This window comes from Bacteroides luhongzhouii, from assembly GCF_009193295.2.
Taxonomy (GTDB): domain Bacteria; phylum Bacteroidota; class Bacteroidia; order Bacteroidales; family Bacteroidaceae; genus Bacteroides; species Bacteroides luhongzhouii.
Genome location: NZ_CP059973.1, coordinates 1,816,365 through 1,839,712, shown reverse-complemented (window position 1 = coordinate 1,839,712; position 23,348 = coordinate 1,816,365). Strand labels below are relative to the sequence as shown.

At 42.6% G+C, this 23,348-nt stretch carries 12 protein-coding genes and 1 pseudogene; 10 read left to right on the top strand and 3 right to left on the bottom strand.

Annotated elements, in window-relative coordinates:
- Positions 1–8: 8 nt before the first annotated feature.
- The 10 genes from GD631_RS06680 to GD631_RS06635 all read left to right on the top strand — a co-directional run bounded on the left by GD631_RS06680 (position 9) and on the right by GD631_RS06635 (position 18,402).
- A complete protein-coding gene (locus GD631_RS06680) occupies positions 9–1,622 on the top strand; it encodes a RagB/SusD family nutrient uptake outer membrane protein (protein WP_143256909.1) in 1,614 nt (537 codons plus the stop codon).
- A 38-nt stretch (positions 1,623–1,660) separates the two neighbouring features.
- The gene (locus tag GD631_RS06675) at positions 1,661–2,839 is read left to right on the top strand and encodes a SusE domain-containing protein (protein ID WP_185911591.1); all 1,179 of its coding nucleotides are present in this window, start codon (positions 1,661–1,663) and stop codon (positions 2,837–2,839) included.
- Between the two features lie 56 nt (positions 2,840–2,895).
- Positions 2,896–4,074 carry a glycoside hydrolase family 76 protein gene (locus GD631_RS06670; RefSeq protein ID WP_143256907.1) on the top strand — a complete coding sequence of 393 codons (1,179 nt, stop codon included), beginning with the start codon at positions 2,896–2,898 and terminating at the stop codon, positions 4,072–4,074.
- 102 nt (positions 4,075–4,176) lie between these two features.
- Positions 4,177–6,285 carry a family 43 glycosylhydrolase gene (locus tag GD631_RS06665; RefSeq protein WP_143256906.1) on the top strand — a complete coding sequence of 703 codons (2,109 nt, stop codon included), beginning with the start codon at positions 4,177–4,179 and terminating at the stop codon, positions 6,283–6,285.
- A 34-nt stretch (positions 6,286–6,319) separates the two neighbouring features.
- On the top strand, positions 6,320–8,464 hold the full coding sequence (locus tag GD631_RS06660; RefSeq protein WP_244983361.1) for a GH92 family glycosyl hydrolase: 2,145 nt from the start codon (positions 6,320–6,322) through the stop codon (positions 8,462–8,464).
- 314 nt (positions 8,465–8,778) lie between these two features.
- Positions 8,779–9,669: a carbohydrate kinase family protein gene (locus GD631_RS06655; protein ID WP_143256904.1), complete on the top strand. Its 891-nt coding sequence runs from the start codon at positions 8,779–8,781 to the stop codon at positions 9,667–9,669.
- Between the two features lie 248 nt (positions 9,670–9,917).
- Positions 9,918–12,983: a SusC/RagA family TonB-linked outer membrane protein gene (locus GD631_RS06650; RefSeq protein ID WP_143256903.1), complete on the top strand. Its 3,066-nt coding sequence runs from the start codon at positions 9,918–9,920 to the stop codon at positions 12,981–12,983.
- 12 nt (positions 12,984–12,995) lie between these two features.
- Complete coding sequence (locus GD631_RS06645; RefSeq protein WP_143256902.1) at positions 12,996–14,528, top strand: RagB/SusD family nutrient uptake outer membrane protein; 1,533 nt, start codon at positions 12,996–12,998, stop codon at positions 14,526–14,528.
- A 142-nt stretch (positions 14,529–14,670) separates the two neighbouring features.
- Positions 14,671–16,980 carry a beta-glucosidase BglX gene (gene bglX, locus GD631_RS06640; protein WP_143257102.1) on the top strand — a complete coding sequence of 770 codons (2,310 nt, stop codon included), beginning with the start codon at positions 14,671–14,673 and terminating at the stop codon, positions 16,978–16,980.
- Between the two features lie 48 nt (positions 16,981–17,028).
- Positions 17,029–18,402, top strand: coding sequence for a glucoamylase family protein (locus GD631_RS06635; RefSeq protein WP_370511851.1), 1,374 nt, complete (start codon positions 17,029–17,031; stop codon positions 18,400–18,402).
- A 27-nt stretch (positions 18,403–18,429) separates the two neighbouring features.
- On the opposite strand, the gene GD631_RS06630 is transcribed toward GD631_RS06635, so the two are convergent.
- The 3 genes and pseudogenes from GD631_RS06630 to GD631_RS06620 all read right to left on the bottom strand — a co-directional run.
- The gene (locus tag GD631_RS06630; RefSeq protein WP_143256900.1) at positions 18,430–20,988 is read right to left on the bottom strand and encodes an outer membrane beta-barrel family protein; all 2,559 of its coding nucleotides are present in this window, start codon (positions 20,986–20,988) and stop codon (positions 18,430–18,432) included.
- Between the two features lie 233 nt (positions 20,989–21,221).
- The gene (locus GD631_RS06625) at positions 21,222–21,671 is read right to left on the bottom strand and encodes a hypothetical protein (RefSeq protein WP_143256899.1); all 450 of its coding nucleotides are present in this window, start codon (positions 21,669–21,671) and stop codon (positions 21,222–21,224) included.
- A 977-nt stretch (positions 21,672–22,648) separates the two neighbouring features.
- Positions 22,649–23,231 (bottom strand): annotated as a pseudogene (locus GD631_RS06620) (AAA family ATPase); the annotation flags it as partial.
- Between the last annotated feature and the right edge of the window lie 117 nt (positions 23,232–23,348).

Here is a 23,348-nt window from a genome sequence, read left to right as displayed (position 1 = left end):
TATAATATATGAAAACAACAATAATTAAATATTTTTCATGGTGTCTGTTTATTTGCATATTTTCATCCGGTTGCGTCGATCTGGATGTATCTCCTACAAATAAATTTACTGACAACAACTATTGGACATCAGAAGAGAAAGCAGCTTCGCTTTTGCATATGGCATATCGCCAGATGAATAGTACGGAATGGGTATTCCGTGACGAACGATTGAGTGACAACCTCTATAACGGATATGGTGGTGATGATGTCAAGACTATCAGTAACGGACAGGCTACATCTTCAACAGGGCTTTTTGATAAAGTCTGGGGTGAACTATATGGTGGGATAAAGACAACCCATACACTTCTAGCCAATATCGACAGAGTAGAAATGGATGAAAATCTCAAAAACAGGATGAAAGCTGAAGCCCGCTTTATACGTACTTTCCTTTATTTCCAATTGACAAATTGGTATGGAGATGTACCCTTCTTCACACAGGATATTGATGAGCAAACAGCAAGAACTATTGAGCGAACCAAACAGGCTACCATCGTAGAATGGATACATCGGGAATTGGAAGAAATAGCTGAAATACTACCCACTAAAGAACGGTATCCAAGAGCTGACAGAGGACGGATTACATGTGGAGCGGCAGTAGCTTTTAACGCTCGTGTAGCCTTGAATTTCAACGATTGGGAGAGAGTGAAAAAGTATACTGAAAAGTTAATTGGCAAAGCTGACTATGGAAGATATTCACTTCATTCCAACTATCAGGAACTATTTTATAAAGCGAATGAATATAATAACGAAATAATCCTGGATATTCAATATGTCCCTAAAGTACGTACATGGAGTGATATATCAACATATGTTCCATTCAATTTAGAATCGGTGCAATACATAGTAGCAAGTCCCACTCAAAGCCTTATAGATACCTATCTCATGAGAGATGGAAGCAAATGGGATGAAGCAAAAAGCGCTTACGACAACCGTGATCCCCGCATGGATATGACAATCGTGCGCAATGGCAGTGTAGTACAAAAAAGAGACGGCTCGTCCTATACGGTAAATGTTAATCCTAACGGTGCATCAAAAGATAATAAAGACAAGATTGGCCATGCCAGTGGTTCACAAACCGGATACTTCTACAGGAAGTATTATGATCCGAATCCAAGTGCGTGGACAGTAGGGACTTCATGGAGTTGTAACATCAACTTTGTAACACTGCGTTATGCCGACGTTTTGTTAATGTATGCAGAAGCTATGTACGAATTGGATAAAATGACTCCTGAAATCTGGGAGCAAACCATCACAGCGCTCCGCCGCCGCGCCGGATTCAATGAAACACCAGCAGCAATGAACTATCCGACAAGTGGAGATATTCGGCAAATTATCAGAGACGAACGGCGCGTAGAACTGGCACTGGAAGGAACACGCATTTATGATATACGTCGTTGGAAAATTGCAGAAGATGTCCTGAATGAGCCATTCAGAGGAGCCAAATTTAAGTTGAGTAACGGTGATTTGACCTACTTCTCGTATCATGAAAATTCATTCAACAGGGATCGGGATTATCTATGGGCTGTGCCGAGAAAACAATTTACGATCAACCAAAATCTGGGACAAAACCCCGGATATTAATCATGACGCTTTTTTTAAATCATTTAATATATAAAAAGATGAAAAACAAAATATTATTTACGGCCATAGCATTCCTTACATTAGCATTAGGAGTATTCACAAGTTGTGAAAAAGTGAAAGAATTTGAGAGTGTATCTGTCACTCCAGTTCCTAAATTATATGAACCGGTTGAAGACAGATATGCAGTAATAGAAGATGTATCAAACCTGTACTTTGAATGGGAGAAAGCCCAAGCAGAAGATAACAGCGTAGTTTATTACGATATATTATTCGACAAACTTGACGGGGACTTTTCTAACCCTATATATATTTATCAGGCAGACGGCAACGGTTTAAATACCGGAGCTACCATTACGAAAAAAGGCTTGAATAGAATAGCCCGGCTTGCAGGTGCAAAGTCGGAAGAAGAAGCAACCGTAAAGTGGACCGTACGCTCAAACAGGGGAATGAATTTCGCTTTGGCTCAAGAATCAAGAACAATCACCTTGCTCCGTATGGCAGGTCTCGAAGATTTGGATGATGGAGAGAGATTGTACATTGGTGGAGCAGGTTCGGAACAGGGACAGCGTGTGAAGATGATAGAGACCAAAGAATCGACCGTTTATTACGAGATATATACAAAACTGGAGGCCGGCGAACCATTCTATTTCTACACCAGATTACAAGCTAACTCTGACAGGATCATATCAATAAAAGAAGATGGAAAATCGATTGAAGAAACTGCCGGAGACGAAGCGCTTCCTTATACAGTAGATAAAGCTGGAGTCTACCGTATTAAACTTGACTTCAAGAATAAAAAGATCTCTTTCGAAGAGATAAATAAGGTAGCTATACGTAATTCATGGACAAATGTCCGTGGCATTTTTAGTTATACCGAGAAAGGTGTTTGGGAACTCATGAACTATAATGTACAATTACAGAAGACCGACTGGGGCTTTGACGAACGTTATAAGATTGAATTTACTGTAGACGGGAAACAAGAAGACTGGGGACAAATACAAGAGAAGTTCTTTGATAACAGACCTAGCATAGACAGAGCCGGATACCGTGATATGGCTCCAACCGATAATGGACAATGGAACGGTAGCCAATTCAAATTCCCGGAAGAACTTTGCGACAGAAATAATCTCAGCAAATATTTCACAGATGTTACAATATCTATGACTGCTGAGAAAAATTACACTCACGACTTTACTAATATAAATACAGGTGACTAAATCATACGCGGTCTGTTTCCCTTACGAGAAACAGACCGCTAAAAACAGAATTAATTATGAAAAATATATTATTCGGAATTCTCCTTACATTTTCATGTTCTCTGATGTCGTGTGGAACATACGATGATGAATATATAGAAGTAAACCAGTTTCCCAAGTACTCATGGGTAGCAGCAGCCGACAGTGCTTCAACGACTTTTGTAAACAGGTATTGGAACACATCCGTGAGATGCTTCAACAATACATTCGACGGACAAATAGCGCAAAATGACTACTGGCCCGAAGCGCATGGTCTGGACGTAGTAGTGGATGCTTACCTGCGTACCAATGATGAAAAGTATAAAAAAGTCATCTGGGACTTTTATGATGGAGTAAAAAACAAAAATGGAGGTAAATGGAGACACGATTTTTATGACGATATGGGTTGGCATGCAATGGCTCATCTACGTGCATACTATGCAACCAATGACGACCGGTTCTTACAATCATCTCACGATCTGTGGACATGGATCACAGAAGGTTGGAATGATTACGACGGTGGAGGTATCCAATGGAAAGTAGGAACCGATGCTGAAAGTATGGGAAAAGGCATACCATCAAACGGACCTGCAGCTATTATTGCAGCCAGATTTGCACAAAAGTACCCCGATGAGACCATCAACGGATTCACTAATCTACAATGGGCACTACGGATATATGAATGGATGAAATATCATCGGACTGTATTGTCTACAGGACGAGTATTTGAAAATTATGACACTACAAACGGAGATTACTCATATGATGTAGGCACATTTATGGGAGCAGCTATCGAATTGTATAATATCACAAAAGAGAAAGTATATTTTAATGATGCAGTGAAAGTTGCCCGTTATCATATAGCAAATAACGTAAACACCGCCTACAAGGTTATGAGGGATTATGGCGAACAAACCGGCGATGGCGGCGGACACGACTGTAACCTCTTCAAAGGTATATTTGTACGCTACTTCACCATACTGATACAGCATCCGGATCTTTCGGATGGTGACAGGATGCGTTTTGTTGCTTTCCTGAAGAATAACGCAAACTACTTATGGACTCTTGGCACCGAAAAGCCGGATATCAAAATGAGTCCTACGTGGTGGCAAATGCCGAAAGGGGATACAGCATGGGGCGACTTACGTTCAGCTATAAGTGGTACAACAACTATAGAAGCTATGGCTTTATTAGAGAAAAATGGATTTGTAGATTAAGCAAAATCTATAATAAATAATTCAGTGCTTATTTACACCCTGCAATTAGTCAAAATTGCAGGGTAATAACATCTTATTCTATCCAATCATAAATAATATCGGATGAAACAACACATAAATTCTAAATCTTTACTCACTTTAGTAATGATAATAAGCCTGTTGGGAATCAGCTTAATCGCTTGTGACGACAAAGATGAAATAGAAGATGAGAAACTAATTGCAGTGAAGAATCTTAATGCCCCCATTAACAACGATCACATTGTATTACAATCTATTACAGACCTGCTATTTGAATGGTCAAAAAGTGAAACGAAAAATGTAAATTACACAATTTTATTCGATAAGGAGAATGGCAATTTTTCAGCTCCTGTATATAAGTTCTCATCAGACAATGCAGGGGCGAATACCCATATCAGAATCACACAACGCAAACTTAAAGATATCGCAACCGCTGCCGGAGGTACTGCCGGAAACAATATAAAACTAAAATGGGCTATACAGACTATCAAAGGTTCAGAATCTATTTTATCTGAAGAATATCGAGGTATCACTTTCGTTCTGCCGGCTGATTTAGGTGGCATCATCAAAGAGGGAGAGAAGTTATACATCACAGGCGAAGGAACAGAAGATGGTCAGGAAGTGAAAAAAGTAAAAATGAATGGCTCCACGATCTATGAAATATATACAAAATTGGAAGCTAACAAACCTTATTCTTTTTATTCACAATCAGGTGAGCAAAAAAGAACATTCAACCTGAAAGAAGATGGTATAACATTGAACGAGACTACCGGACAACAGTTTTCCGGAGCAACAGTAACACAGACAGGGGCTTATCGGATCCGTTTGAACTTCGATACCTATCAGGCTACCATAGAAAAAATAAATAAAGTGGCAATCCGTTTTAGCTGGACAGGACGGGAAAATGAATTTACTTATACCTCAAAGGGATGCTGGGAGCTAAAAGATTATAATATACAATTATTCGCTACCGACTGGGGCTTTGACGAACGATACAAAATAATCTTCACTATTAACGAACAAGAAGAAGCCTGGGGACAACTCGGACCAGAATTCGGACAAAGACCGCCAATTGACAGAGCAGGCTACAGAGATATGGCTCCTACAGCAAACGGACAATGGGATGGGGCACAATTTAAGTTTCCTGCTGAACTATGTGATGAAAATGACTTAAATAGGTATTATACCACTATTTTGATTTCAATGACAACCGAAAAGAATTATACTCATGATTTTCTGGACATCACTTCTCATGGAGATTATACTGCCAAATACCAAAATCCGGTATTTACAACCTTTTCCTTGCCAGACCCCGATGTGATAAGAGGAGATGACGGCTACTTCTATCTGTATGCAACAGAACACTCTCTGACAGATCCCAATATGAAAAATGCACCTATTATGAAGTCGCGGGACCTTATTAACTGGACAAGAGCTGGTTCCATCTTCACAGACGAAACTCATCCTCAAATAACAGGAATAAATAATGCCGGTATTTGGGCACCTACTGTAAGCAAAGTAAATGGCAAGTATATCATATACTACTCACAACCCGCACCCGAATGGAAACATGCCATCGGCATCGCTACTTCATCCTCGCCAACTGGTCCTTTTACCGATTATGGAAAACTAATAGACAGTAACGAGCAGGGAGTTGATATTTCCATTGATGCCTATCTTTATCAAGAGGATGGCCGCAACTACCTGTTTTGGGGCAGTTTTCGTGAAATTAGCGTAATAGAACTGACTGCTGACGGAATGTCTATCAAGAAAGGAGCAGTAAGAAAGAAAGTTGCCGGAGGCCAATACGAAGCCGCCTATGTTATCAAGAGAAACGGAGTATACAATCTGATATTATCTACCGGGCAATATCATAAAGGTGGTACATATAGTTTAGTCGTCGGACAATCGAATAACATCATGGGTCCATATACCAATAAAAAAGGGGAAGATATGAACGATGTCAAGCATGAGTTGATGTTAAAAGGCAACCACCGGTTCTCTTCAACCGGGCATTGTTCACGCATTATCACAGACGATACAGGCCAGGACTGGATTCTGTATCATGGATATATTGACGAGCTAGATTATCGTTGTCTGATGCTTGATAAAGTAAATTGGATGAATGGATGGCCTGTTGTGAATAATACATATCCTACTTACACCGGATATAATGCTCCTGTATTCAGATGAAAATTGATTAAATAGAAAATATATGTTTGGAAAAATGAAAGCTATTAACATCCTCGCCCTTCTGGCTATTGTCGCAGGATGTGCAGTTCAGAAAGACAAGAACAAACGTTTGACCGATTATGTCAATCCATTTATAGGGACTACCACTTTGTGGGACAGTATAGATTTAGGGTACAATCCTACTCGCAGGGCATGGGGAGCGGAAACTTTCCCCGGTGCATCCTTGCCTAACTCTATGGTGCAAGTCACCCCCGTTACCATGTGGCGAAGTGGTTCGGGCTATCAGTATGAAGATACCATTATCCATGCTTTTGTTCATACCAGCAAAGGGCATTGGAATCTCTGTTATGTTCCATTGATAGCAGTAAGCGGAAATGTCGAGCCAAAATCTTATTATACGGGATATAGCCACGATAACGAATCGGCAAGTCCGGGATATTACCAGGTCTATCTCAAAAAATATGATATTAATGCGGAAGTGACTTCATCCTTACGATGTGGTTATCATAAATATACTTATAAAGATGGGAAAGGGAAAAAACTGTTGGTCGACCTATCCCATTCTAATGAGCATATAAGAAGCTGGAATATAGAGAAAGCGGGCGATAACGTATTCTCCGGTTATCAACAGACAGGCCCTACTTTCTATTTCTATGCAGTTACTAATCATAAAATCAAGGATATAGAATCATTGAAAGATGGAGATACAGAAGTTCGTATTGTAAATTTTATCAATAATGAGGACATTAATGCCCCTCTCGAAATGAAAGTCGGATTCTCTTATGTCAGCGTCGAAAATGCAAAGAAAAACCTGGAAGCAGAGATACTCAAAAAAGATTTCGAACAAGTGAGAAATGAAGCAAGTGATACATGGGAAGGACTGTTATCTAAAATTCAAGTGTCAGGTGGTACAGAAATACAGAAAGAAACCTTTTATTCTGCTCTTTACAAAGCGTTTCTATGGCCTATACTATTGAGCGATGTAAATGGAGAATATGTTGACGCTAAAGGTGAAGTGGTAAACAAAGGATTCCGTTACTATAGTGAGCCTTCTTTTTGGGATGACTATCGTAACAAGTTGATTTTGCTGGGTATGGTTTCTCCTGATGTCACGGCAGATGTCATAAAGTCTATTACAGATTATGGAGAGATTCGAGGATTTATGCCTAGATTTTTTCATGGCGACCATGCGTCTGTCTTTGTTACAGGAAGTTATTTAAGAGGTATCCGTGATTTTGATGTACAAAAAGCATATAAAATACTCTTAAACAATGCCTTTGCTGAAGGCGAGGGCAGCAGACCTCATATTAAAGAATATATGGAGCGAGGATGGATATCCGAAATGGATATTAAAGATCCCAAATTGGAAACAGTAGCAAAAGCAGCTGTGACAAAGACGCAGGAATATGCATACGATGATTATGCCACTGCCTTGCTGGCAAAAGAATTGGGCGATATGCAAAATTATGAAAGACTGATGAAAAGAACAGATAGTTATAAACATCTATTCGATCCCACCACTCAGCAGATGCGTCCCCGATTGGAAAATGGAGAATGGGTAACTCCATTCGACCCTAAGAGACCATTCTATGAATATATGTATCGTGAAGCTAATGGATGGCAATCAACCTTCTTTGCTCTCCACGATCCTCAAGGTCTCATTGATTTATTCCCCAGCAAAGAGGCATTTGAAACTAAATTAGACTCCTTATTTACTATTCCATGGGAAGGATATGAAGCACATAACCTGACTACTTTTATCGGTCAATATTGTCATGGGAACCAACCCGGACATAGTATTCCTTATATGTATTATTTTGTGGACAAACAGGAAAAGTCGCAGAAAATACTGAATAAGATATTGAACGGTTATTATCGCATGGGACCCGAAAAATTAGCGTATTGTGGCATGGATGACGCAGGAGAGATGTCTTCGTGGTATATATTGAATGCAATAGGACTATATACCTATTCACCTGCCGATCCTAAGTATATTATCACTGTACCCTTATTCGACAAGACGACATTTAATTTGAATGGCAAAGACTTCACTATCAAGAAAAAAGGAAACGGAGAAAAGATAACAAACATTACTTATGACAACGAAAAAGTAGAAAGTTACTTTATCACCCATGATAAGTTGAAGGAAGGCAAGGAGTTGATAATTAGTGTGGAGTGAGCGGTTAATTATAAAATAAACGGAAGAACCTCAAAAAGATAAGGTATGAGATTGGACGTTTTTTGTCACTTTAACTAGGTTTATCAGAAATAAAAAGTACCTTTGCGGCAGAATTAAAAGTTCATTGATTTAGGTAAAATAAGGAGTTCGTTATACGTTCGGTGACTTATTCGCTGACATGAACAATGCGAGGGCTCTGTAAAATATGATACAACAGTGCATAAGATAGTCCGTATTTAGTGACCATCATCCGCACTAAAAATAAACTAGAAGCCTTCAAGATACAATCTTGGAGGCTTTTTAATTGGTTAGACATGAATAAACATCAACTTTGCTGCATCGGTCACATCACATTAGACAAAGTAGTCACTCCCCAAAACACTGTCTATATGCCGGGAGGTACGGCTTTTTATTGTTCACATGCCATCCGCCATTTTAACGACATCGATTACGCTTTAGTAACAGCAGTCGGTGCCACTGAAATGAACGTTGTGGAGCAACTACGTGAAATGGGTATTCATGTAACCGCTTTACCAAGCAAATATTCCGTATACTTCGAGAATATCTATGGCGCCAATCCGGACGAACGCACTCAACGTGTATTAGCAAAAGCCGATCCGTTCACTGCCGGCCAGCTGAAAGATATAGATGCGCAAATCTACCATCTCGGCTCTCTACTGGCAGATGACTTCTCATTGGAAGTAATCAAAGAACTATCCCAAAAAGGGTTGATTGCAGTAGACTCGCAAGGCTATTTGCGTGAAGTGCGTGACACCCACGTCTATCCGGTGGACTGGACAGATAAGCGGGAAGCTTTGCAATATATCCATTTCCTGAAAGTCAACGAGCATGAAATGGAAGTGCTGACCGGTCTTTCCGATCCACAGGAAGCTGCCCGTCAATTACATGAATGGGGAGTGAAAGAAGTACTGGTCACATTGGGAAGCATGGGTTCACTCATCTTTGATGGAAAAGAATTCTATCGCATTCCGGCATATAAACCCAAAGAAGTGGTAGACGCAACAGGATGCGGAGACACGTATACCATCGGATATTTATACCAACGGGTATCGGGTGCCAGCATCGAAGAAGCCGGACGTTTTGCAGCCGCCATGTCAACTTTAAAAATTGAGAAATCAGGGCCTTTCAGTGGCAGCAAAGAAGATGTCATTCAATGTATGACCACTGCGGAGCAGATGTTTTAAAACAGGAAATCATAGAACGAACAGCGTATACATAGGATATACCTCCCTCAATGGAGAATCCCCATCCTATTATCCAGGCACGAACGACATCGGTTCGTGCCTGATTTTTTTTCAACAGTTACCTCCCTTTTAGTGTTAAAATCAACCATTCCCTCTTTTTTCCAAAATCTTTTTTGAATTTCGTTTGTTTCCTTTGTTACTCTTGCCAAAAGACGGCAGAAAAAAGACTTCAACCTAAATAATAACAAATGGAAAAATTTAATGCAATGAGGACTAGACTTTTACAACATCTTCAGAAAAAAGCCATCAGGTCAAGGAGCATCATGACGCTTGTTTGCCTGCTACTGGCCTCTGCATCAGCCTTTGCACAGACAAAGACGGTGACAGGAACAGTGACGGACGCTGCCAATGAGCCATTGATCGGTGCATCGGTACTCGTACAAGGAACTTCCACCGGAACCATCACGGACATGGACGGTAAATATTCAATCTCTGTCACTCCGGAGGACGTACTGGCATTTTCATACGTGGGAATGACCTCGCAAACCGTTAAAGTGGGGGCGCAAAATGTCATCAATGTCACTTTAAAAGAAGATTCACAAGTACTAGCCGAAACAGTCGTTATCGGATACGGTAGTGCAAAGAAAAGAGACTTGACAGGTTCTATCACCAATGTCAAAGGAGAAGAGTTAGCCAACAAACCGGCAATGAATCCGCTGTCTTCCCTTCAGGGGAAAGTGGCAGGTGTACAGATTGTAAACTCCGGACGGGCCGGATCAGACCCGGAAATCCGTATTCGTGGAACAAACTCCATCAACGGATATAAACCGCTGTACATTGTCGACGGATTATTCAATGACAACATCAATTTCCTGAATCCGGAGGACATCGAATCTATGGAGATTCTGAAAGACCCGTCATCTCTGGCTATCTTCGGTGTTCGCGGAGCGAATGGTGTTATCATCATTACCACAAAGAAAGCCAAAGAAGGACAAACGTTGGTTAATATCAATACTTCTTTCGGTTTCAAGAAAGTGGTAGATAAAGTGAAATTGGTGAACGGTTCACAATTCAGGGAACTATACAGCGAACAGCTCGCCAATCAGAAAGATGACCCTTTCGATTATACCGGCTGGGATGCCAATACCGACTGGCAGGATGAAATTTTCCAGACTGCTTTCATTACAAATAACAATATCAGTATTACAGGGGCTTCCCCAAAACATAGTTTCTATCTGGGAGTAGGTTACTCTTACGAACAAGGAAACATCGAACATGAGAAATTCAGTAAGGTAACCATCAACGCAAGTAATGATTATAAGATTACGGACTTTTTGAAAGTCGGTTTCCAATTCAACGGAGCACGTATGCTTCCTGCAGATTCCAAACAGGTATTGAATGCTCTGCGTGCAACTCCTATCGCTCCGGTATATAACAATGAATACGGATTATATACGGCTCTGCCCGAATTCCAGAAAGCACAGATCAACAACCCGATGGTAGACGTCGAATTGAAAGCGAATACTACCAAAGCAGAGAACTACCGGGCATCCGGTAACATTTATGGTGAGGTAGACTTCCTGAAACATTTCACGTTCAAAGCGATGTTCTCCATGGATTATGCGTCGAACAACGGACGGACGTATACACCGATCGTAAAAGTATACGATGCCACTGTCAACGGAGGGATCTCTACTTTGGGAACAGGAAAGACCGAGGTCAGCCAGTTTAAAGAGAATGAAACAAAAGTTCAGAGTGACTACCTGCTGACATATACCAACAGCTTTGACAACGGCAACCATAACCTGACGGCCACCGCCGGTTTTACTACTTATTACAATTCGTTGAGCCGGTTGGACGGAGCACGCAAACAAGGAGTAGGTTTGGTCATCCCGGGCGATCCGGACAAATGGTTTGTCAGCATCGGCGATGCGGCCACCGCTACCAATGGAAGTACTCAATGGGAACGCAGCACGCTATCCGTACTTGCACGTGTGATTTACAACTATAAAGGCAAATATCTGTTCAACGGTTCTTTCCGTCGGGATGGTTCCTCCGCTTTCTCCTATACAGGAAATGAATGGCAGAACTTCTTCTCACTGGGTGGAGGTTGGTTGATGTCTGAAGAAGAATTTATGAAAGACATCAAATGGCTGGATATGTTGAAAATCAAAGCATCTTACGGTACGTTAGGAAACCAGAATCTGGATAAAGCCTATCCTGCCGAACCTTTATTGACCAATGCTTATTCGGCCGTATTCGGTAAACCATCCATCATTTATCCCGGATATCAACTGGCCTATCTGCCTAATCCTAACCTGCGTTGGGAAAAAGTAGAAGCCTGGGAAGCGGGATTTGAAACGAACCTACTTCGCAACCGCTTACATTTTGAGGGTGTTTACTATAAGAAGAATACCAAAGATTTGTTAGCCGAAGTTCCCGGAATTTCCGGAACTATCCCTGGTATCGGTAACTTGGGAGAGATTCAGAATAAAGGAGTGGAAATGGCTGTAACCTGGCGCGATCAGATTGGCAATTGGGGATATTCCGTCAGTGCCAACCTGACTACTATCAAGAATGAGGTCAAAAGTCTTGTTCAGGAAGGATATTCCATCATTGCCGGAGATAAGCAGCAAAGCTATACAATGGCAGGTTATCCTATCGGATATTTCTATGGTTACAAGGTGGCAGGCGTTTATCAGTCACAAGCGGATATTGACGCGTCACCCAAAAATACACTGGCTACCGTCACCCCCGGTGACCTGAAATTCGCCGATGTGAACGGTGACGGCGAAATCACCCCGGAAGACCGTACCATGATAGGTAACCCGACTCCAAAGGTCACTTACGGTTTTTCTCTTGGAGTAGACTACAAGAATTGGTCGTTAGGCATCGACATGATGGGACAAGGTGGAAACAAGATTTTCCGCACATGGGATAACTACAACTTTGCCCAGTTCAACTACCTGGAACAACGCCTGGATCGCTGGCACGGAGAAGGTACGTCCAACACCCAGCCGTTGCTGAACACCAAACATTCCATCAACAACCTCAACTCTGACTATTACATTGAGGACGGCAAATTCTTCCGTATCCGCAACGTACAGTTAGCGTATACGTTCGACAAGAACTTGATTTCTAAAATACGCCTGCAGGCTCTGAAAGTCTATGTCAATATACAGAACCTGAAAACATGGAAACATAACACCGGATATACTCCCGAACTTGGAGGAACTGCCACCGCATTCGGAGTAGATGACGGCAGTTATCCTGTACCTGCAGTCTATACCTTCGGTATCAACCTAACATTCTAAAATTATAATTGTATGAAACTAGATAAATATATATATTCAATCTTTATTGCTGCAGCCGCGCTATCGCTAGGTAGCTGTAGTGACTTTCTGGATCGTAGTCCACAAGGACAGTTCACGGAAGATGACAATCCGAACGCACTGGTCAACGGTAAGATTTATAATGTCTATACGATGATGCGTAACTATAATGTCACAGCCGGACCTCCCGCTTTTGCCATCCATTGTTTCCGTTCGGAAGATTCGGAAAAAGGAAGTATTGCCAGCGATGGTTCTGATGTAGCCGAAATGTATGATGATTTCGTGTATACGCCGACCAACGGCCTGCTGGGTGCTTATTGGGGACAGAATTATGCCATCATCTACCAATGTAATGACATTCTTGACGCCATTGCAGAAAAAGAGACAGCCGGACAAACAGAGGCCGAGGACATCATCAATAAGGGAGAGGCTTCTTTCTTCCGTGCTTATTGTTACTTCAATCTGGTAAGAGCTTTCGGAGAAGTCCCCCTGGTGACTTATAAAATCAACGATGCATCGGAAGCCAATATCCCGAAGACAACTGTTGATAAAATCTATGAGCTGATTGACAAGGACCTGAAGACAGCGGAAGAGTCATTGCCGGAAACCTGGAGTACCGAATACACCGGACGACTGACTTGGGGAGCTGCCCGCTCTTTACACGCACGCACTTATATGATGCGCAACGATTGGGACAATATGTACACAGCCTCCACCGATGTCATCAGCAAGGGACTCTACAACCTGAAGACTCCGTATAACGAGATCTTCACAGATGACGGTGAAAATAACGGAGGTTCCATATTCGAATTGCAATGTACAGCCACTGCAGCTCTTCCTCAAAGTACCGTTATCGGTAGCCAGTTCTGTGAAGTACAAGGTGTGCGCGGAGCAGGTCAATGGGACTTGGGATGGGGATGGCACATGGCAACAGAAAATATGGCACAAGCTTACGAGCAGGGTGATCCACGTAAAAATGCGACCCTACTCTACTTCCGCCACTCGGACAGCGATCCTATCACTCCGGAAAACACCAACGAGCCTTATGGCGAATCTCCGGTTTCTCCGGCAATAGGTGCTTACTTTAACAAAAAAGCCTATACCGACCCGGCTTTGCGTAAAGAATATACCAACAAAGGATTCTGGGTAAACATTCGTCTGATCCGCTACGCAGACGTACTGTTGATGGGAGCCGAAGCGGCCAACGAAAAAGGCATCCCGGGCGAAGCAATCGGCTACCTGGAACAAGTTCGTGCACGTGCCAGAGGCACCAATACCAATATATTGCCTAAAGTGACGACTACCGATCAGGGAGAATTGCGTGAGGCCATCCGCCACGAACGTCGTGTGGAATTAGGTCTGGAATTCGACCGTTTCTATGACCTCGTTCGTTGGGGCATCGCAAAAGAAGTGTTGCACGCAGCCGGTAAAACCAATTATCAGGACAAAAACGCACTGCTTCCACTGCCGCAGACAGAGATCGACAAGTCTAAGGGAGTACTGGTACAGAACCCCGACTACCAATAAGAAAGTTTCCCGGTGCCGAACGGTTGTTTCCTCGGTGCCGGAACTACTGTTTCCCGGTGTCGAACAATGTCCTCCTCGGTACCGAGCATTCAGCGTATAAGGAGGACTTTATATGAATAGATATAAAAGTAGGAATAATAGCATGATATACAAAAAGTTAAGTCTATCCGTCCTGTTGTTTGCCGCAGGTTTTCTAACCGCGTCGGCACAAAAGTCGCCACAGGATATGGATCGTTTCATCGACGTATTGATGAATAAAATGACGCTGGAAGAAAAAATCGGACAGTTAAACCTTCCAGTCACCGGAGAGATTACTACGGGACAAGCCAAAAGCAGCGATATCGCCGCAAAAATCAAGAAAGGTGAAGTGGGAGGATTGTTCAATCTGAAAGGAGTAGAGAAGATACGTGAAGTACAGAAACAGGCTGTGGAAGATTCCCGGCTGGGTATTCCGTTATTGTTCGGGATGGACGTTATTCACGGATATGAAACGATGTTCCCTATCCCGCTCGGTTTGTCTTGCACCTGGGATATGACAGCCATTGAAGAGTCTGCCCGCATTGCAGCCGTAGAAGCGAGTGCCGATGGGATCTCATGGACTTTCAGCCCGATGGTGGATATCTCACGTGACCCTCGTTGGGGACGTGTTTCCGAGGGCAACGGCGAAGACCCGTTTCTTGGAGCAATGATTGCCGAAGCGATGGTGCGCGGCTATCAGGGGAAAAACATGGAACGGAATGACGAAATCATGGCCTGCGTAAAACACTTTGCGTTATATGGGGCAGGCGAAGCCGGCCGTGACTATAACACCGTAGATATGAGCCGCCAACGAATGTTCAATGATTATATGTTGCCGTATGAAGCAGCCGTTGAAGCGGGTGTAGGTAGCGTGATGGCTTCTTTTAATGAAGTAGACGGTATTCCGGCCACTGCCAATAAATGGCTGATGACGGATATTCTTCGCGGACAATGGGGATTCAACGGTTTTGTAGTGACTGATTATACCGGAATTTCAGAAATGATCGATCATGGTATCGGTGATCTTCAGACAGTATCTGCCCGTGCCATCAATGCCGGAGTGGATATGGATATGGTAAGCGAAGGTTTTGTAGGAACACTGAAGAAATCCGTTCAGGAAGGAAAAGTCTCTATGGAAACATTGAATACGGCTTGTCGTCGTATTCTGGAAGCCAAATATAAACTGGGATTGTTTGATAATCCTTATAAATATTGCGATCCGAAACGTCCGGCACGCGACATCTTTACCAAAGCGCATCGTGATGCAGCCCGCAGAATTGCAGCAGAAAGTTTCGTTCTTCTGAAGAATGACAGTCCCGACGGTAATCCGAACGGAAATCCGTTGTTGCCTTTCAACCCTAAAGGAAATATTGCAGTAATCGGTCCGTTGGCAAACAGCCGTAGCAATATGCCGGGTACATGGAGCGTAGCCGCTGTGCTCGACCGTTGCCCTTCTTTGGTGGAAGGATTGAAAGAGATGACAGCCGGAAAAGCGAATATCATGTATGCTAAAGGAAGCAATCTGATTAGTGATGCAAGTTATGAAGAACGGGCAACAATGTTCGGCCGTTCCCTGAACCGTGACAACCGCACCGACCAGCAGTTGCTGGACGAAGCATTGAACGTAGCCCGTCGGTCGGATATCATCATCGCAGCGCTAGGTGAATCTTCTGAAATGAGTGGTGAAAGCAGCAGTCGTACGGACTTGAATATTCCCGACGTACAACAGAATCTGTTGAAAGAGCTTTTAAAGACAGGCAAACCGGTGGTACTGGTGTTATTCACCGGACGTCCGCTTACGCTGAACTGGGAACAGGAGCATGTGCCTGCCATTCTGAATGTATGGTTCGGAGGCAGTGAAGTCGCTTATGCCATTGGTGACGCACTTTTCGGTTACGTCAATCCGGGTGGTAAACTGACTATGACTTTCCCGAAGAATGTCGGCCAGATACCTCTTTATTATGCGCACAAAAATACCGGACGCCCATTGAAAGATGGCAAATGGTTTGAGAAATTCCGCAGCAACTATCTCGATGTGGATAATGATCCGCTTTATCCGTTCGGTTACGGCCTTTCTTATACGACGTTCTCTTACAGCGACATCGACTTGAGTCATTCCTCCATGGACATGAACGGTTCGTTGACTGCCGCAGTGGAGGTTACCAATACCGGAACATGGCCCGGATCGGAAGTGGTACAGCTTTATATCCGCGACGTTGTGGGTAGCAGTACCCGTCCCGTCAAAGAGCTGAAAGGTTTCCAAAAGATATTCCTGGAACCGGGAGAAATGAAGATTGTCCGTTTCAAGATTGCTCCGGAAATGCTTCGATACTATAATTATGACTTGCAACTGGTTGCCGAACCGGGCGACTTTGAAGTGATGATCGGTACGAACAGCCGTGATGTGAAAACCGCGAAGTTCACATTAAACTAAACTTTTATTACCTTGATTATGAACGATAAATATAAAAGAATAATAAAGATGAGTGCACTTCCGCTCATGTTACTGTTTCTATCTACCGTTGCCCTGACTTTCCAGAGCTGTAAAGGGAAAAGCAAGAGCGACAACCTTTCCGCAGCCACCGACTCGTTATCGGACGACGCCCTGATGGATAGCGTCCAGCGACGGACTTTCCTTTATTTTTGGGAAGGTGCCGAACCGAATAGCGGGTTGGCTCCCGAACGTTATCATGTGGACGGCGTTTATCCAGAAAACGATGCCAATGTAGTCACTTCCGGCGGCAGCGGCTTCGGCATCATGGCTATCCTTGCCGGAATCGACCGTGGTTACGTCACTCGCGAAGAGGGACTGGCGCGAATGGAACGCATCGTTTCTTTCCTCGAAAAGGCAGACCGTTTCCACGGAGCTTACCCTCATTGGTGGTATGGTGATACGGGCAAGGTGAAACCATTCGGTCAGAAAGATAATGGGGGCGATCTGGTAGAGACCGCTTTCCTCATCCAAGGTCTGCTGGCCGTACACCAATATTATGTCAACGGAAACGAGAAAGAGAAAGCACTCGCCCAACGTATCGACCAGATTTGGCGGGATGTCGACTGGAACTGGTATCGGCAAGGCGGACAAAACGTTCTTTACTGGCATTGGAGTCCGACGTATGGCTGGGAAATGAATTTCCCTGTACACGGCTACAACGAATGTATGATTATGTATATTCTTGCCGCCGCTTCTCCTACACACGGAGTACCTGCGGCTGTCTATCATGACGGTTGGGCACAGAACGGAGCCATCGTTTCTCCGCATAAAGTGGAAGGTATCGAGTTACATCTCCGCTATCAGGGCACCGAAGCCGGACCGCTTTTCTGGGCTCAATACTCTTTCCTCGGACTTGATCCGGTGGGACTGAAAGATGAATACTGCCCCAGCTACTTCCACGAAATGCGCAACCTGACACTGGTCAACCGTGCTTACTGCATCCGCAACCCTAAACATTACAAAGGTTTCGGACCGGATTGTTGGGGACTGACCGCCAGCTACTCCGTCGATGGATATGCGGCTCATTCGCCCAATGAACAGGACGACAAAGGAGTGATCTCCCCTACCGCCGCACTTTCGTCTATTGTCTATACACCGGAATATTCCATGCAAGTGATGCGCCATCTGTATGGTATGGGAGATAAAGTGTTCGGGCCTTTCGGATTCTACGATGCTTTCAGCGAAACGGACCATTGGTATCCGCAACGTTATCTGGCTATCGACCAAGGTCCTATTGCTGTCATGATCGAAAATTACCGGACCGGATTATTATGGAAACTCTTCATGAGCCATCCTGATGTACAGGCCGGATTAACCAAACTTGGTTTTAACACCAACAAGCAAGACGTGAGACAGAAATAAGAGGGAATCACGGTGTGCGGAAGTGGTCTACTGACCACCTCCACCACCGGTGTTTCCACCTCCTCCGCCACCTTTCACATCGTCATTGTCGATGCTTCGTGCGGCTTTCTTCACACTGGCTTTCAACTCTCCAAGCCGATAGCTGATACTGAAACCGTAATACCGGCTCGGATATTTGCTCGAACTCTTCGAAATAAAGTTAGCTCCTTCTGTGTGATTATTGTAAGTTCTGTATTTCTCCAGAACATTGCTGCAATAAATATTCAAAGAAAGACGTTCTTCTTTCAGGAAAGAACGGCTCAATCCCAAACTATAATAACTATATCCTGAACCTTTTCCCTGCAAACTGATTCGGGGTGTGCTACCTCCGCCGTTCAGGCTCAAACGTACTTTTCCCGGTAAGGTCTGCTGAATTCCTCCATAAGCAGAAGCATTCCATCCATAATTGTGCAGCTCTTGGGCAGGACTCCGCAAATCGCTATAATTGCCACGTCCATTGACGTAAATTCTCGTTTTAGGAGAAGCATTCCAGTTCAAATAGAAGTTTAATCCTGTTTCCCGGCTCTTTCCGATATTACCATATGTGCTATACAGTGCACCGTAGGGAGCTTTATGCCCACCTTCAAAGATTTCTCCGTCTTTATCAGTAATCAAGCGACTGATTCTTTCAATTCCATTGTTATTGAAAGAATGACGCAAAGAAAGATTGATGTTGAACTTGGACGTAAAACTACTGTAAGACAAGTCGAACGAATGGCTCTTCTCACTCTTCAGATTCGGATTTCCCTGACTGATAAACATCGGATTCTGATTATCGAAATAAGGATTCAAATTCCAGATACCCGGACGCCAGATACGCATATTATATCCACCACGCAAATTCTGCGTCTTGCCAAGCTTTATACCCAACGAAACGGAAGGAACCAGATCACTAAAATTCGAATTAAAGTTCTCGCCCGGACCCACCAGATACTTCACTTCTTGTATAGTTTGCTCATAACGCAATCCCGGTTTAAAAGTAAATCCCTTGTATTTCAACGTATATCCGGCATAAGCAGAGAGAATATGATTCAAATGACGGTACTCGCTACTACGATTTTCATTATATGCATAGTTTTCACTTGCTCCCTCGGCTTCATAAAACCGATTATCACTGGAGTTACGTCGGAAAATATATTTGGCTCCGGTTTCAATCGTATGCAGTTTTCCAATCGGAGTAGTATAGTCCACTTGGAAAGTCTGCTCCATCGTATTTGTCTTCCCGTCCGAATGGAAATTCTTTAATGACAATTCTTTTATAATATCCAGTTTATTTTCATCAGGCTCGATGTCCAGATAAGTATTATATGAATCATTCGTTTGGGGTTGGGAATTGATTTTATAAGAAAACGTAATCATCCGTTCTTTATTTTTTCGGGAAGTACGCTGATAATCTATATTTCCGTTGATAGAATACCATGATCCTTTTCCATGATTGTCCGTTCTATAACGGTACGCAAAATCCTGGCGGTCAGCTCCGTGCATAATCGTATTTCCGTCACTGTTACTTTTATCATTACTGCCGTACATACCGAAAGCCACCGTCAGCAGCCTCAACGTATCAATCTCGTAACTGGCTTCCAAATTGCCATACTGAAAATTACCTTTCGACTTGGAGCTACTCTCCGATTCCAGGTATTTTTCATTCTCCTTAGCAGGCTCATAGTTTTCGCGGTAACTGTCGGAATAGCTGCGCGGACTATTATTATAATTATAGTTGTAGTTGGCAGAAACAGTCAGTTTACCTTGTTTCACCATTGCGTAAGTGCCGGCACCTACTCCGTTATTATTAGCATTTCCTCTGAAAGTAGCCGTGTAGCCTTCAAATCCGGAACCTACTGTGACGATATTCAGAATACCTCCGATACCTTCCGCATCATATTTAGCTCCCGGTGAAGTTATCACCTCAATATATTTGATTGTGTTTGCCGGCATACTTTTCAGTACTTCCTTCGGATTATTGCTCATCATATTATTGGGCTTTCCATTCACATGTATCTTGAAACTACTACTGCCATTCACCTGTACATTGTCTTCTCCATCCACTGTTACCAAAGGCACTTTCCGAAGCATCTCCAATATACTGTTCGATTTTGAGTCCGGGTCATCTTCAATATTATATTCAATCTTATCCACATCTACCTTTACCAAAGGTTTTTGTGCGACTACCTCCACTCCTTTCAATACGTTATTGGCTTCCGAAGAAATCATTGTACCCAAGTCAACCTCCTTCGCAGACGGTTTTAGAGTAAACTCCTTTACTATCGGTGCTTTACCAATCGAAGAAATGGTGATGATGTAATTGCCCGCAGCGACATTCAGTTTCTCCTGAAATTTACCATTCGCCCCAGTCACCGCCATCTTGACTGCTTTATCCGGAGCATTTTTCTTTGCTATTTTGATGGTAGCATACGGCTCTCCCTCTTGTGTTAAAGAATCAATAAGTACTCCTTTGACTGTATAAGAAGGAGCTGTGGATTTTTGTGCCCACCCCGCCACGGAGGTAGCGAATACGAATAGAATCAGTAGTAGCAGTCTGTGTTTCATGACTAGAAATATATTAGTTTATGTTTATTAGACGCAAGACATTCAAAAATGCTGCAAATTCGAGAGCCAAAAGTAGTTGGTTTATCTACACTTACGAATTTTTCGGAGTTAAGAATATAAAACGAATGGATAAAAAATCTTACTACAGTATATTTCTAGTATTTTTAAACATTTCTGTTTAGGGATATCTTTAAATATATCTATTCAGGGTTTAAAATGAGATAGAATGGTATTTACCGTCGTATCAACCGTATCAGTCGCCTTAAGTGAGCGCAGATTCTTCCAATCCAGCAGGTACTAAAGTTCTCTTCATATTTCGTGAACACTTTCTCACAATCCCGGAGCCGGCTGTTTTGCCTTTTCATAGCTGTTTGTATCTCTTTCATTCGAGCGATTTGCTCCCTTTGATACAAGAGTTCTTTGTCTTGACAACCGATAATTTCAGCATATAAGTTACAGATATTTGCTTTTCCAATACATAGGTCTTCCAATGTGTCGATATACTCGGCTGTAACTCGATCCTTATTCTGATGCAGGAATCCGATAAGGCTTTCTTCATCAACAGTGGTGATACCTTTCTCATACGACATCGGGAATCTTTTCATATCCGCCCAAAGCCAGATTACTTCTTTGTTGATTCCATACTTGGCCGCCGCTTCTTCTACGCTAATCCATTTTGGCATAATGCTTTTGTTTTAATGTGTTCCACAATAAAAATGGAGTATTATTTTGTTTATGTGGCACAACCGGCATCCACGTTTTCTGTATTTCGGGCGGACGGGGAATTGTTTAGGTTAGACTTTTGGGGTAATCATAACCGACCGGACACAAAAAAGACGTGAATGCTGTTGCACCATTATCCACCTCTTAGGCTAGCAATACCCTCGTAAAAGACAATGATAACAACAGACACCCACGTCAATCGTTTATATATAACACATTCCTTACGGATATGTTGATATACAGCCGTTCACGTGGAGTATCTGTCGAATCATCTCTCTTTACTTAAACTTGCTATTTTTAGAGGTGAGAGATAATACACATATACTCAAATTAGTAATATATAGCGCCTCCCGCTAATTTCATCACGCTGATGAGCAGAAAGCGTACGACAAAGATATACATATTTTTTTAAATGTGGTGGAAATATGGAAATAAATGCTGGAAGTTATGTATATTCAGCAAGCCGACTCAATTGTAATTCTTGGAGGATTTGGTTTAGGACAGCTATATCCCTAAAATTTGATTCATTCCTGCACTGTTTTGAATAAAATAATGGAGTATTCTGAAAACGTTGTGGTAAATCTGAAAAAGACGATTGAGTTTTTAAGATTCCCCGTTATCTTTTTATTATAAGATATGGGTCAAGGGTGAGGGGTGGTGAGGGTAGATTTATAACTTTCGTATTTTTTTTTATAGATAAAAAAGGAGATAGTATAGAAAATAATAAAATAAAAGGTTATAAATCTACCCTCACCACCCCTCACCCTTGACCCATTCATTAGCGCAACGTTTAACTCGTTTCTATGCAGTTTTGATTCTTTTCACCACAGAGGACACGGAGGACACAGAGGTGAATTGGGTTTATGACTTACGGTTGTGACCCTAATTTTGATGCGTAATCCTTCCTCTATAAAGTTGAAAAAACATAAAAACATCTGCCACCTGCAACCAAACGCGTGTAATGTGCTCCTTGCGCTTTCAAGGGACTGAAGAATTTCCGCATTTCTTCTCGAAGTTCATTTTGCAGTTCCGGCAAATGGTTACTGTCTAATAAAGGAGCATCGTATTCGTCAATAAGTACTACTACCGGTTTGCCCGTCTGTTCATAAGCACGACGAATCACTCCCCGGAAACGTTCCGCGGGCGTACCTTCTATTTCTTCCTTTCCATAGAGTTTTCCCAATCGTATAAGTTCAGATTCAACTGTCCCAAGAGGTCGGAAAGTGCTGTGTACTTTGTCATACTGAAATCAAGGTGCAACACCGGAAGACATTCCACTCTTTCTCCAAACGCTCCATTGCCAAACCTTGAAACAATTCCTTCTTCCCCCGAAAATAAGCATGAAGAGTGGATACCAACAAACTTTTTCCGAAACGACGGGGACGAGTCAAAAAATAAGCCTTATTGGTATTAGCCAAACGATAAATCAACTCCGTCTTATCTACATAGACGTTGTTATTATTGCGTAACTGCTCAAAATTCTGTATTCCTATCGGGTATATTCTGAAAGTAGTATCCATAATGCCTATCCTTATAAAATTGAAACGTAGACAAATTTAGGCATTAAAATATAGACTTCAAACAGTACGTACTGTTTTCTACACCTCCTCATTCAGTTAAAAGCAACTATATTTATA